Genomic DNA, 14,074 nt, shown 5'->3' with positions numbered 1-14,074 from the left:
AGTCGAGAAGATGAAAAAAAAGATAACATTCAAATATCCATTTAAAGTGAAAAAGTGGCATGTATTTTTAGGAATAGTATGTGCTGTGGGCTTCATTGTAAGTATTGTTGTGGGATTGAATACGATTAATGAGAAGAAGGAAGTTTCCGCTCATCCGAGTAATACGATTACTTTGGATGAAGGTGGGACAAATGAGTTTGAAGTGCCGACGGATGCTCAGAACTTGATGGAACCAGCGTTAATTGATCAAGCTCCGGATTATAATAATTTTGTCCAATCAGGAGCAGGTTATCTTCCTATACTAAAAAAAGGAGATAATGTTGAATCACAATGGAGTAATCCTGTAACTCAAAAGGGGACTACAGAATCAAGAACATTAACATGGACAATAAGAGATGTGAGGGAAACAGATGGTGGAAACTACTTTGTTCTTTACTATGTACATGGCAAAAATGTAGGTGGAGTATTATATGTATCGATATTGAATCGTGATGGAAATAGCATTTATACAAAGGCAATAGGTGATCTAACAAACGCTATTGATCGATCAAATACATTAATTTTGTCATCAAATCAGGGTAAAGATTTTTTAATTTCTACCCAAGGGAATAAGTTTTATAAGTATTCTATTACAGCTGAGAGTAATACGTCTGCTTCTGTGACAATAACAGAGTGCTCAGTTACAAATCTAGGGACCTCAAATATGAGTGTAGCTTATTATCGCAAGGTTTCAGAAAATGTTGACCGAATAACCTACTCAATATTAGCGGGAGATATTCAATTTGATAATAGAAATACTATGAATGGAAGTAATAACCATTTATTTAGAGTTCCAGTAGGTAGATTTACTACTGGAAGTGATGGAAGTGGGTGGACGTCTAACCCTTCTACTTTTACAGGTAGATTTTCTTTAAGGTATTCGTTAGAAAATGCTATTCCTACTGGAGCTGAGAATACCAGTGGAAGGTCATATGGATTTCTTACGATTAATGAAATACGAATAATAGGTGATTATGTTATAGGAAATTTTAGTTATTCGGAAGGAACGAATAATGTAAATTCCGGATTGAAAATGAGTACAGTAGAAATCTTCAATATTAACGATTTCCGAGTCGAAAATGAAAAGAACTTGTTACGATTGAAAAAAAGATATCAAAATAGTTCTGTAAATCGAGAAATAAAGATATTAACGGAATTATGCACAGATGAGTATGTTTATTTTTTTACGAAGGAAAAAGATAATAGTTTTGTGAAAAGAATTAGACTCGGAGGTGATTATACAGTAGAGATCATAAAAACATATCCTGAGAACACTCTCTTGAACTTTGTTAAGAATCCTGCTAATCCTGACCAAATCTACTATTTCGGCTATTCTAGATCATTAACAGATGAGTTGTATCATCCAGTACTAAGTCACCGTTTGTCTGGCTCATATTATTATATCCAGGGTATTACTGATTTAAATTTTAATCGACAATCATTATATGCTTTCACTATGGATAGAAGTATAGATCCGTTATTTATGAAGCCAGGAAATAACAGGGCGTTGATTTTCGGCTCTACTTTTGGAAGTAATACGAATTTTATAGATAGGCAATATAGATTTAACCAAAATTTGACTAGAACAAGGGCGGATGCAACTGACCCTAGTTATGTACATGCTTTTACAGGAACTGTCGTACCAGAGGAAGATTATCCTCCTATTATAAAGAAAAGTAACAATATCGAAGTAAATATTGATGATTCAAGTTTAGAGAGTACCTCGACTAACGAATTCGGTTGGACAAATTTAGACAATTGGCTGATTACTGGAAGTAAATCTGGAAATATGAACAGTACAAATGCAATGTCAGTCTATGATTATCAAGATTCAAACAATGCTAGTTTGGGCCAGGATTGGTTAGAAAAACGAATTAATCGTAATCCTAAAAATGAAACCTCTCCGATTAATTGGGAAAAATTAGGTTATAAAAAAGATCAGGTGGGTCCTCATCTTACAACATACTTTATTACAGATTCAGAATTTCAAGTAACAAGTAATTCTAGAATTGTAAATAACGTCACGTCACAAACAATAAAAAACAATAAATATGCTTTAGATGCACAAAACTTCCATATTCCATTGACAGGAATAGGCACAGCAATCCCTGAGGCAACAGCGGTTGAAAAGTTTAAAGAATTAGCAAAAACAATGGCTTGGAATATGGATGATGGCGTAGTAGATGAAGATGGTACAGACAGCAGCAAGCTCTCCGATAAAGTAACAGTTGATGCGCTTCAATTAAAGGCACTTCGTGAAGCTGAGGTTGCGAAACCTTATCCAGTGGACGTGACTTATGAGCCAGAAGATGGAGTTTCCATAACAAATCGAGTTTGGGTATTTGTTACGACGAAGAATACTTTACCGAATAATGAGAGCATCTATCCTGAGGTAACACCGGATGAAACAAACGGCATTGTTTACTACGCAGATGACTATTCGATTCCGTTTCGAAATCGGAGAACACATGATCCAGATAATGTCTTAGATATGGGGAATGTGAGAGTTTATGATTATTATGATTCGAGTCATGAGGATTCTGGTGAGTTACCTGCTTTAGCAGATGCGAGAAACAATATTAATAGAGACCAATTGCAGGTTATTAATTTAGGAAATATTCATATGGCTTCCGAACCTGGGATTATTAGATTTGATCCATTGAATCCTCATACAGCCATAATAAGATACGAATGGGATGGAGACGTAAATGGCTATCATCAATCTGGAGAAGATCATCCGACTTATGGTGGATTAGATGTGACTTTAACAGGAGATGTACTTTTACATGTTCGACAAGTGATTTTGGATGACTCGGAAAAATTAACCATTCCGACAGAAGGGTATTTGAATCTGAAATCTTATGATGGCGGTGAACATGGTGAGAATTATGTAGAGATGCCATCAGAAACGAGACAGGTGAAAATACCTTCAGAAAGGACTGAAGTTACACCGACTTTTGAAACCTTCGTAGTCGGATTGAACCATATGACTCATGAAAGAGATCAATTAAGTTTTGCCTTAGCAATCCCAGAGTTTTATGAGATTGTTGGGAATTATCTAACTGTTCCAGCAGCGGGAGCTGATCCTAATGGTGCAGATCATCAAAATAGAAATGAAGATAATATCTTTATAACTGAGTTGAATTTCCAAAGAAATCAGTTGATTTGGGAAGAAGAATATTTCATCACCATCTACCTAAAACCAAGACTCCCTGAAAGAGGCCCGCAACCCTATAGCTGGGATTATAAAGTAAATGATTTTGGCGTTATTCAAACGGAATAAGAAGGAGGTGAGGCGTTGGTCTACATGTTATTGACTGTCTTTGGCTTAGGATTATTAGTGAATAGTTACTTGATTTATTCAGTGATGAAAAAGCAACGGGAATTACAGGAACTATTGAGTCGGATGCGGCGGAAGAAGGCGGGGACAAGACCGATGCCGCCTTCTTCTGAGAAACGAGGCGGGCGATGAATCTAGGATATGCGCGTGGGGTGCAGTATACCCAACAGCTGGATCTATTAGAGGATTATCCGGTGGATGAGGTTTTCTCGGATGGACCGCAAGAGGCGTTGGATTTATTTTCTTCGGAGAGTGAGTTTCAAGCGCTGCTGGATTATGGCGAAAGCGGGGATTGTCTCGTGGTTGCTTCATTAGAGGTGCTGTCACGGGATTATCGGGGACTATTAGCTTGCTTGGATGAGCTGGATCGGATTGGGATGGCACTGGAGGTCTTGAATCTGCCGCAGTTGTCCATTGAGGAATGGCGACAGCTGTTCCAATGGACATTACGCAATGATCACCTGCTTCATCCTACCTTAATGAAGGTCGGCAAGGAGCGGGAACGGAGCCAACAGGCGTATTCCTTGTTCAGTCGGGAACCGGAAGCACGGAAGCTTTATCGTGAGGTGATCTGGCTTTTGATGGAAAAGCGAGCAATTCGGCAGATTGCCCGTCAAAAGCGGGTTCCAGCGGAGACGGTCTACCGTATCCAGCAGGAGGTCAAGCAGATTCAGTTAGCGGTGATCTTAGTGGTCTGCTTCCTCTTAGCGATCTTTAGCATCAAATTAGCGGAATCCTACTTTGATCAGTTATGGATTCAAGTCGCCATCTGTGTGGTGGTGACCCTGATCATTTTATGGAACGTGTTATCAGATAGTGAAGCGGCATCGAATGAGGGAAGGAACAAGAAAGGATGAGTCACATGCGACAAGTGATAATTTTAACAAAGAATGTCTTGTTTGAAGAGGAGCTCCAAAAGCGGCTTCAACGACTAGATTTTGAAGTCTTTTGTTCCTCCTGCAGCGATCATTGGTTGGAGGAACGGTGGGAATTGACGATCTTTAATCATTTTCAGGCGGTGATTTTGAGTGAGACCTTCTGTGATCAGGAGGTGCGAGCGATGTTGTCCCGTTTAGAGAAGCAGTCTGTCCGCATCTTCCGGGTCGTGGAGAAGAAGCCGAATGAGAAGCGGGCAGAAGCCTGGCGGCGCCAAGGGATAGACGGCTGGATCGAGAAGTCGGATTGCCTGGATCATCTGCGGGAAACGCTAGTGACTACGCCGAGTCAGCGATTAACGGAGCGTTTACCCGAAGGGGAAGTCGAAACGGTGGCGGTCAATGATTCTGTTCGGCGGTGGCAGCTGGAGAATGCGTTGGCGACCTTTTCGAAAACGGAGAAACTGGTCTTCAAGTATCTCGTCGAAGGTCAAGCACAAAAGCGAGTGGTTACCAGAGAAGAACTGTGTCACAAGGTCTGGCACTCGGAGGAAACACCGTCCACCACGAGTCAGCTGTCGACGATTATCGGCAAGCTGCGGACCAAGCTAAGTAAGCATGGGATTCCAGGCAGTACGATCCTGACGTTATGGGGAAAAGGCTACCGCTTCAGTGCCACATTTTATGACCAATGGTTAACGCTGGCACAGCCGAACTATGGGGTCATCATTCGAACGCAATCAGTCGCTCAATCCTTGTGATTGAGCGATTTTCAAAGGGAGGGCAGGAACATTCATGAAAAAAAGAATAATGGGAATCGTACTGCTCTTGCTTGGTTGTTTTGTCCCAATAACAGGGTACGCAGAACCGAAGGAGGAGACCGAAGCGGCGATCACGGAATTACAGGAGCGGCTTTTGACATTGAACAACGCGATCTCTACCAGTCTGATTCAACAGGAAGAACAGGAGGAAGAAATCGCTGTGTTGGAAAAGGACGAAGCACACCAAGAAGCGACCTTGAAAAAAGCCACCGAAAAGCTGGATCGCTTGGAAAAGGACATTCAAGCACGACTGAAGGCGCTCCAGCTAAAGGAAGCAGATGGGAAAACAGCTGTTTTCAAGCTGGAGAATTGGTCGTCCGCGCTAAAGGCCCTCTACTCAGCGGAAACGGTTCGAAAAGCGGATGAAGCACGGGGAAAAGAATACGAGGCGCAGGTTAAAACGGTTGATCAGGAAGCGAAGGCGTTAACGAAGCAACGGATGAAGCTGGAAAAGGCCCAACAAGAACTGGCGGATACGATCAAAGAACAGGAAAAAACGAAAGCGGCATTGGAACAGGAACTGACAGAAAATCAAGCACTGTTGGCGAGTTTGAAGGCGGAGGAAGAACGGCAAGCCGCGCTGCGGCAGGCAGAACAGGAAGCACTGCTGGAGGAACTGGCGCGCACGCCGATTCCAAGAAATGATCGTGATGGTGATAGTGACACTGACGAGGAAGAGACGGGAGAGGGGCAGAGTCAGGCGCAGGAAATCATTCTTAGTGCCAAAGAATTTCTCGGAGTGCCCTATGTTTGGGGTGGCACCACACCGCAGGGCTTTGACTGCAGCGGCTTGATGCAGTATGTCTTCGCCAAGCACGGTGTTTCGTTACCACGAGTCAGTCAAGCGCAGCAGGCAGCCGCAAAAGAGCTTTCATTCAGTGAGCTGCGACCAGGGGATCTGGTCTTTTGGGGGCGACCTGCGCACCATGTCGGGCTGTATATCGGTGACGGCTACTTCATTCACGCGCCTCAACCTGGAGAAGTCGTGAAGGTGACTCACGTTAGTTGGTTTCCTTATCAAAGCGCGGGAAGAGTGTTGGCATGATGGGTTATCGATTGCGGAAATTATGGAAGGAAAGCGGTCAGAACATCCTTCGTCATCGCTTCTTATCCTTTGCCAGCTTCTTGATTATGGCGATCACCATGACCTTTGTCAGTGTGCTGCTTTTGGTGGTGTTGAATCTGCATTCACTCTCGCAACAGGTAGAGGACTCGGTGGAGATTCAGACTTTTTTGATCTCGACCACGACGGAAGAAGAGCTGCCAGCGTTGGAATCTAAGATTGAAGCGCTGGAAAATGTCGCCTCGGTGACGTTTGTTTCTCGTGAAGAAGCCTTGAAGCAGCTGATCGCCCACTATGGCTCGGCTTTTGAATTATTCGAAGGGGATACCAACCCGTTATACGACAAATTTGAAGTGAAGGTCAGGGATAAGACAACGATCAACCAAACAGCCAAGCAGCTGGAAAAACTTCCTGCGGTCTATCAAGCTCGATATGGGAGTGAAGCGGCAGATAATCTGCTGGGCAGTCTGCGGGTCTTTCGCCGATTTGGACTGCTCTTTACGGCAATCGCACTGTTAGTTACCATGCTGGTCCTATTTTTTACGTTGATGATGAGTATCAAAGCCCGTCAAGCAGAGATTCAGACACGGATATTGATCGGCGCTACGCCAAATTATATTCGGCGGCCCTTTATCCTGCAAAGCATTCTGTTGACACTGACAGGTGGGGTGGTGGCACTAGCGGTTTCTCTGATTGGATACGGGGTATTTTTAAGTCGCTTTCGGCAAAGCGTGGCGGCTTCTGGCTATCAGCTATGTACACTGTTTCAGGCTGGCGTGCCCATCTTAGTCATTCTCTTAGTCGGATCGCTGTTATTTGGCTGGCTGAGTGCGCGGCTTGCGGTAAGCAGCAGTATGGATTACCCGAAATAAAGGAGAAACGAATGATTGTTTTAAACAATGTCAGTAAATACATGGTTGTCTCAAAACAAAAGAAACGCATGCCGATCCTGCGTCAGTTGCGCTTGCGGATCGAAAAAGGCGAATTCGTCTATATCACCGGCAGCTCTGGCGCAGGGAAGTCGACCCTGTTAAAGCTTTTGTATAAAGAACTTTCCCCTGATCAAGGGGAGGTGATCGTCGGTCGGACGCCTTTAAGTCACTTGCGACGGAAAGACCTACCGTATTTTCGCCGCCAAATCGGGGTTGTGTTTCAAGATTTTCGGTTACTGCCGACGATGACCGTTGCGGAGAATCTGGAGTATGTTTTAGATGCGACAGGAACACCGCAGGAAGTCATGGAGCGGCGGATCACGCAGGTCTTGAAGCTGGTGGGGCTATCTCATCGGCGCTACGCGACCAACCTCTCAGGAGGCGAAGCCCAGCGGGTGGCGATCGCACGGGCAGTCATCAATCAACCCAAGCTGGTGCTGGCCGATGAACCCACAGGGAACTTGGATGCGAAAAACGCGATGCAGGTGTTGCGTTTATTGGAACGAATCAATCGCCGCGGGGTGACAGTTCTTGTCACCACCCACAATCAAGCATTGATTCGACGGTTTCCGCATCGCGTGATCACGTTAGAAAATGGAGAAATTATTACGGACAAGGATTCGTATACGACACAATAGATTGTTTTACTGGAGGCAGACGATGGAACGAATAATGATTATTACGAAAAACGCTCTTGCAGAAAAGGATTTGCAGGAACAGCTGCATTTATTGAATTATGAAGTACTTTGTCACCAAAGCACAACGATAAATGATCTACTCCTTTCAGAGGGGCCGGCATTTTTGAAATTCTTTGACTGCTTAATTATTAGCGAGACCCTCTCACAGACAGAGTATCAAACGATCCTCGCCGATCTGGCGCGTCAAGACATTCAACTGGTGGTCTTGCGAAAAAGTGAAACACCCATTCCTTTATCAGATAGCGAGTCTAATCTATTACCGACGGATGCCTCATTTGAAAAACTACGAGAGGTCTTAGTTAATCGACTGGGCTACGCCTGTCATGATCAAACAAAGAATTCGGTGAACATGTTGTCTATGCAATTAAACCAGATTCAATGGACCACAAAGGAGCGGCTATTGTTTGAGCTTTTACAGAATAATGCCGGAGACTGTTTGAGTCGTGAGACCGTCTGTCTGACCTTATGGGGTGCTTATAGTAATTCAAACAAGGCGCAGCTATCCAATCTCGTTAAACAGATCAAGGAAAAGTTGGAGATCGCAGGGATTGGTGGAGATAAGCTGGCAACACTTTGGGGGCAGGGGTATCGGTTGGATAAGATGCTAGGGAAGAATTTAGAGAAGATAAGCCCTGTTAATGGTTGTAATAAGAAATTTAAGGATAATTAAAATGAAGAATGGGGTGAATCAAAATGAAAAAGTTAAAGATAATTTTGGTTACAACCTTGTTGTTGGTAGTTTTTGCCGGATGTAAGAAACAGACGCAAAAGAATTCGCAGATGAATTAGCCAAGCAAAGTGAAATGAATGCTGGGGAGTATTCAATTACCATTGATAAGCTGATGCTGACTGATATGGATGAAGATGCCCAAACTGAAGCCACAATGACTATGTGGGCAAAGATGATCAGCGGGACGAAAATTGTAGGGGATTATCTGAAAGATAGTGATAAAGAACTTATTGTGATGAAGATGAACATTGATCTTTTGGATAAGAAGATTCCAGTTGATGCTTTTATAGATTCTAAGAAAAAAGAAACTTATTTAGGTACCGATTTTGCGACAGAAACGGTGAATGCTATAAAGGAATACAATAGCGATGTGTACTTTGATCCAACAGCAATGGAACTTCTAGAAGACAAATACATTCTAATAACCGAAGAAGATATAAAGAGGAGTACTAATAGTAAGTCAGATAAAAGTTTAGCCTATATAAATCTTGATTGGAACAAGATTTTCAGGGAGTATATCAATACGTTAGATTCCTCTTCCTTTGAGAAGAAAGGAAACACGATCAAATGGACTTTTAGCAAGAAAGAGCTAAAAAGCTTTATTAAATATGCTGAAGAAAATAGTAGTGAGAAAGAAAAGAAAGCCGTCAAAGAGTTGGAAAAGATCGCTGACATTTTTAGTAATTACGAAGAAACACACTCAAAAGACAATAATGAAATTCACCGCAACTAATGATGATAGGACCCTTTCAGCTAAAATAAGCTTAAACAAACAAGCAAAAGAGTCTAAGAAAAAAATTAAATTACCAAAATCAACGGACACGATCTCGGTAGAAGAGTATACAAAGATTATGGGAGATGCTCAATATCGAGAATTTTCAATTTCAGATGAAGAGTTTAATGAGTTATTGGATGCCATCAATCAAGAGGGTAGCTTTTTTATACAAGAGCAAATTGAACAGATTAAGCAGACCTATAAACCGTATTTAACTGAGGAGCAATATAAGCACCTTGAAGAAGCATTGGATCAAAAAAAATCAACAATGAAGTCAGGTAAATTGTGTGTAACTACGGCTAACTTAAATACATGATCATTGCAAAAATCTACTTGTCCATATCATTGTGAATGTAGGCTTCTGCTCAGTCCCAATTTTTCTTGAGCGGCGAACTTCGATTTCGCTGACGGAGGGTTTATCTGAAAAAAATATCTCTTTACGATTAATATTGGGCTGTGCAGAGATGTATTTGGGAGATTTCGGAGGAAGTAGGTGGGATGCATCAGGCACCAAGTATATATACACACGAATTTCCATGGGTAACGATAATGCGGTAGACAGTCATCTGGGTAGTTGATGCTTTCTTGATAAGAAGTTTTTTATGGTTTTTAATGACTATAAAAACTATTTCCAGTCTAAAAAAATATAAAGGAGCATGTTATGCCAAAGATAGTTACGGAACAAGAACGTGAAAATATAAAGGAATCTATATATGAAAAAACAAAACAGCTGATAAAGGATAAAGGTATCAAAGCGATTATTGTTAATGATATTGTTCAATCTGTGGGTATTGGAAAGGGATCATTTTACACGTATTATCCTTCAAGAGAGGCATGTCTTTATGAAGTGATTAAACGATATGAGCGAGAAACTTTCACGCAAATAGAAGAAATGATGTCCTCTGCTCAGACTGACAAAGAGAGAGTTATTCAGCTTTTAAAAAAAATATTTGCTTCGCCGGATAGTCTGTTTACATCAATAAATCAATTTGATGTTGAAGTTTTACTTCGAAAACTTCCTCCAGAATATATGGTTGCTGAAAAAGAAAAGATGCATAATAATTTTCAGAGGGCACTCCAGTTCTTAAATTTAAATGAACAATGCATGGAAACCGTTGCGATACTCACCGATTGTTTAAGCCATGCAGCAAATAGTCATTCATACAGTCAAGAGGGGATCAATGCATCTTTAGATATCCTCATAAATGCTATAGCGAATTATGTTACCGAGCAAGGGGGAGTAGGGAATGAATGATATTAAAGTCAAACCAATGACATTCTTCAAATCGTTTTGGTATTTTTTTGTTAGTTCGCTATTGATATATTTAGGGTTATATGTACTTACCCCAAGATTATTGGAGCGAGGAGTTCCCTTTTTAGTCGCATATCTTACCTTGTTCTATGCCCCCTTTGTACTTTTGTTTCTTACGGCACTAATAGAATACAGAAGAGAAGGGAATGTTTGGAATCTACGGGCGTTTAAGACGCGAATGAGGCTTAATCCATTAAAAAAAACCGATTGGTTTTGGATTATTGGGATTATCTTGTTTTATCTTATAGCAGTAGCGGCAGCTACACCACTAATGAATAAAATGGCGCAGATTCCCATTTTTAGTCCTCCAGATTTTTTTCCCGCCGAAATCAATCCTAATAAAATAAGTGTGCCTGGATACATGATGAATTACAAATTATCTGGGCAGTATTGGGTTATTGCAGTTTACTTTATTGGTTGGTTTTTCAATATATTTGGGGAGGAATTCCTATGGCGAGGTATAATTCTTCCTCGTCAATTAGAAAAATATGGCTCTAATGCTTGGGTAGTACACAGTATATTTTGGGGACTGTGGCACTTCTTTTGGAAATGGCAGCTAGTCATTTTACTTCCTATTGCATTTTTGATTACTTATGCGGTGTATCGGTGTAAAAATACTTGGGTAGGTATTATTTCTCATGGACTGCTTAATGCCATTCCATTAATTATGATAATTAACAGCGTATTTAGTTAAAGATATAAATCCTAATAGACAATCTTGGCGGCTTGAGAAAACGATGTGTGATTCGGTAAATTGACAAGAATTTTTGAATAGGAATAGAACGAAATTGGAAAGTATTTAAAAACCTTCTACAAAAGAAACCTACTTAAGTACTGGTTTTGTAAAAGAGGCAGTGAGTATCATGAAGGCGTTTAATGCGAGTGGGTCCTTTAATTCAATAGAAATAGAAGAATTATACGGGAAATACGTTCAACAGATCAAAGAGGTCGCAAGGAGAAACACACTCAAAAGATCATAGTGAAATTCACCGCAAAATTGGTGGTAGGGCCCTTTCAGCCAATATAACTCTCAAAATTAAGCAGACCTATAAACCGTATTTAACTGAGGAGCAATATAAACAGTTGGAAGAGGCTTTGGATCGATAACGTCTATCGACTATCAGGAAAAAACGGTTTCGATAATCAATAAATTCCATAAAAGAAACAGAAATCAGTTGAATGAAACCTTGGTGTTTTGCCTACTCGCTTAAAAAGTTAGTTGCATCATACCAAGGTTTTATTGATGAGTAATTTATGATGAACATTCGTATTCTAGAACAGATGATTCCAATGTATAAAGAAACTGTGTTTTACAGCTTGTGAAAGAAAGCACTTGACAGGAGAACAATTAGTAGCTAAACTTTAAAAGAGAACAAATAGTAGCTAACGTCGCTATTTATTACATGAAGAAGGTGGAGAAAAAATGATTGATTTGTACTTTGGTACCGCCATATGCATTTTTTCTACGATATTGATATTGGGTAGTTTTGCTCTGATTGTATTTGTGGTCAGGAATCGTAAGAACTATCGGTATTGGGGAAGGACGTTTGCTGCGTTTTTTGTGATTGGATTGCTTATGTCTATCATATCAGGAACAAGGGATATGATTGGTTCGTCCGACGGGTTTCCCACATCAGGAACTATCTTCATAGTATTGTGTGGGTTAGGCGTTTTAGGATTTATCGTCGCATTAGCCGGTCTAATTTCAAAGATAGCAAAAACAAATGTCGTGTTTCACTATGGTTCCTACATTTTGATGGCAATTATCATAGTGAAAACGATACTTGTCGAATCCAACAGGATCATTGCATTGTTCTCCTGATCTAAGCTCAATAAAAGCAAGTGAGGTGTTTAATTTTGGTAAGACGGAACACAAAAGAAATAATTTTGTTCACCGCTCTGGAGTTGTTCGCAGATAACGGCTATGAAGGTGTCACTATGCGCGATATTGCCGCTGGCGTAGGCATCATGCAGAGTTCACTATACAAGCACTACAAAAGCAAGCAGGAGATTTTCGATAGCTTGATCGAAAAAATGAGATCACAGTTTGGCAATATAGTTTCTTCGCTCGGACTGCCGGATAAACCAGTTGAAGAAATGGCAAAGGAGTACGGCGAGAGGGGCCATGCGTTTTTAGTGGAACTAAGTATTTCCGCGTTTAACTTCTATTCAAGCGACCCCCACGCATCGCAGTTCAGGAAGATGCTTTCCATTGAGCGATACAGCAACGAGAAGATCAATAGAATATACCTTGATCTGTATATTGATTCTGCGCTCACCTATCAAAAAGCCCTTTTTACGGAAATGATGCGGCAGGGGTATATCAGGGAAGGCGACCCGGATATAATGGCTTTGCAGTTCTATTCACCAGTATTTTTGATGTTATCCAAGTACGATGCTGGTTCAGTAAAGGACGATAAAGCCATTGCTCTCTTAAAAGAACACGTTATTCAATTTGACAGAACGTATAGGAAGGAATAAGGCGATGAGAACATTGATACTCTACGCTACCAAATACGGTAGCACTAAAAAATGCGCCGAACTTCTGAAAACCTATCTCCACGGGGATGTCACTGTCGAATCCATAAAAAGCAGCCGCATTAATCCTACCTCCTATGATGCGATTATCATCGGTGGCCCTGTTTACATGGGTAAAATGAACGGGAGTGTAACGTCTTTCTGCAAACGGAATAAGCGTCTGCTGATGTCCAAGCGCATTGCGCTCTTTGCCTGCTGCTACACTCCAAAAGAAGATACGGAATACCTAAAGCGGCTGTTCCCCGCTGACCTCATGGCCCATTCGGTTTGCACCACAACGGTTGGCGGTGTGATGGACTATGCGAAGATGAACGTTGCATTTAGAAAGCTGTTTGAATCGCTAAAGAAGATAGACGATTTTAATGAGAAGTTCGCGGAGCCTGAAATTCGCACAGAGGATATAAAGATGATTGCTGATACAATCAATGGGTGATAAAAGTCAAAGATGGGTATAGGAGAAGTACTTGGAGGGTGGTTAAACGTATGAAAATTACAATGTGGGTTTTTCTCATAGTCGGGTTGATTGAAGTGCTTGCCAATACATTCTTCCTAATAAGTCGGGCGTGTGGCAAAGGATTTGTCGCAGCCAAGATGTTCCACGGGGATTTCCCGAAGTTTGCGAGTGAGAAGGCATGGATGAACAAGGTTATCGCATCACTCTTGTTAGGTGTTGTGGCGCTGTTTGCCAGCTTTTTGATTCATACAGGCAATAAGCTCGCAGCAGATTGTTGCTGGTTCTTTTGCGGGCTGTATATTGCTCATGTGCATTATTGAAGCAATTTTATATGGAAGGAAGCATCTGCCTGCCAAGCTAAGTATTTTTCTGGGACTTGTTTTTGTCGTTCTGGTTAAATTTCGCATTTGATTTGCTCTGAATTGCAGTTTTAAACTTAACATTGGCTTAGCAATAGATTACTGGATGGCATCAATCAAGAGGATCTATAAACCATA

15 protein-coding genes are annotated in these 14,074 nt (G+C 41.3%); all 15 read left to right on the top strand.

Going from position 1 to position 14,074, the window contains the following annotated elements:
* Nucleotides 1-10 precede the first annotated feature (10 nt).
* The 15 genes from IGI44_RS18970 (at nt 11) to IGI44_RS18900 (ending at nt 13,897) form a co-directional block, all read left to right on the top strand.
* Nucleotides 11-3,322, top strand: a complete 3,312-nt coding sequence (locus IGI44_RS18970) for a hypothetical protein (RefSeq protein ID WP_438789497.1) — start codon at nt 11-13, stop codon at nt 3,320-3,322.
* A gap of 15 nt (nt 3,323-3,337) precedes the next feature.
* Nucleotides 3,338-3,511, top strand: a complete 174-nt coding sequence (locus tag IGI44_RS18965; RefSeq protein ID WP_438789496.1) for a hypothetical protein — start codon at nt 3,338-3,340, stop codon at nt 3,509-3,511.
* Nucleotides 3,508-4,236: a recombinase family protein gene (locus IGI44_RS18960; RefSeq protein WP_438789495.1), complete on the top strand. Its 729-nt coding sequence runs from the start codon at nt 3,508-3,510 to the stop codon at nt 4,234-4,236. Before IGI44_RS18965 ends, IGI44_RS18960 begins: the two co-directional genes overlap by 4 nt.
* 5 nt (nt 4,237-4,241) lie before the next feature.
* A complete protein-coding gene (locus tag IGI44_RS18955; RefSeq protein WP_438789494.1) occupies nt 4,242-5,015 on the top strand; it encodes a helix-turn-helix domain-containing protein in 774 nt (257 codons plus the stop codon).
* A gap of 34 nt (nt 5,016-5,049) precedes the next feature.
* Nucleotides 5,050-6,120, top strand: coding sequence for an NlpC/P60 family protein (locus IGI44_RS18950; RefSeq protein WP_438789493.1), 1,071 nt, complete (start codon nt 5,050-5,052; stop codon nt 6,118-6,120).
* Nucleotides 6,117-7,010: a permease-like cell division protein FtsX gene (locus IGI44_RS18945; protein WP_438789492.1), complete on the top strand. Its 894-nt coding sequence runs from the start codon at nt 6,117-6,119 to the stop codon at nt 7,008-7,010. Before IGI44_RS18950 ends, IGI44_RS18945 begins: the two co-directional genes overlap by 4 nt.
* Before the next feature lie 11 nt (nt 7,011-7,021).
* Nucleotides 7,022-7,708 (top strand): cell division ATP-binding protein FtsE, encoded by a 687-nt coding sequence (locus IGI44_RS18940; RefSeq protein WP_438789491.1) that lies wholly within the window; start codon nt 7,022-7,024, stop codon nt 7,706-7,708.
* Between the two features lie 22 nt (nt 7,709-7,730).
* Nucleotides 7,731-8,438, top strand: coding sequence for a helix-turn-helix domain-containing protein (locus tag IGI44_RS18935; RefSeq protein WP_438789490.1), 708 nt, complete (start codon nt 7,731-7,733; stop codon nt 8,436-8,438).
* 133 nt (nt 8,439-8,571) lie between these two features.
* Entirely contained in the window at nt 8,572-9,231 is a 660-nt protein-coding gene (locus IGI44_RS18930; RefSeq protein WP_438789489.1) for a hypothetical protein, read from the top strand.
* Entirely contained in the window at nt 9,212-9,589 is a 378-nt protein-coding gene (locus IGI44_RS18925; RefSeq protein ID WP_438789488.1) for a hypothetical protein, read from the top strand. Before IGI44_RS18930 ends, IGI44_RS18925 begins: the two co-directional genes overlap by 20 nt.
* A gap of 345 nt (nt 9,590-9,934) precedes the next feature.
* Entirely contained in the window at nt 9,935-10,528 is a 594-nt protein-coding gene (locus IGI44_RS18920) for a TetR/AcrR family transcriptional regulator (protein ID WP_438789487.1), read from the top strand.
* On the top strand, nt 10,521-11,279 hold the full coding sequence (locus IGI44_RS18915; protein ID WP_438789486.1) for a lysostaphin resistance A-like protein: 759 nt from the start codon (nt 10,521-10,523) through the stop codon (nt 11,277-11,279). Before IGI44_RS18920 ends, IGI44_RS18915 begins: the two co-directional genes overlap by 8 nt.
* Before the next feature lie 1,148 nt (nt 11,280-12,427).
* Entirely contained in the window at nt 12,428-13,066 is a 639-nt protein-coding gene (locus IGI44_RS18910; protein WP_438789485.1) for a TetR/AcrR family transcriptional regulator, read from the top strand.
* Nucleotides 13,067-13,070: 4 nt separating this feature from the next.
* Nucleotides 13,071-13,556 (top strand): flavodoxin domain-containing protein, encoded by a 486-nt coding sequence (locus IGI44_RS18905; RefSeq protein ID WP_438789484.1) that lies wholly within the window; start codon nt 13,071-13,073, stop codon nt 13,554-13,556.
* A gap of 50 nt (nt 13,557-13,606) precedes the next feature.
* Complete coding sequence (locus IGI44_RS18900) at nt 13,607-13,897, top strand: hypothetical protein (protein ID WP_438789483.1); 291 nt, start codon at nt 13,607-13,609, stop codon at nt 13,895-13,897.
* Nucleotides 13,898-14,074: the final 177 nt, after the last annotated feature.

Source organism: Enterococcus sp. DIV0756 (assembly GCF_051710745.1).
Taxonomy (GTDB): domain Bacteria; phylum Bacillota; class Bacilli; order Lactobacillales; family Enterococcaceae; genus Enterococcus_A.
This window is presented reverse-complemented; position numbering and strand designations above follow the sequence as displayed.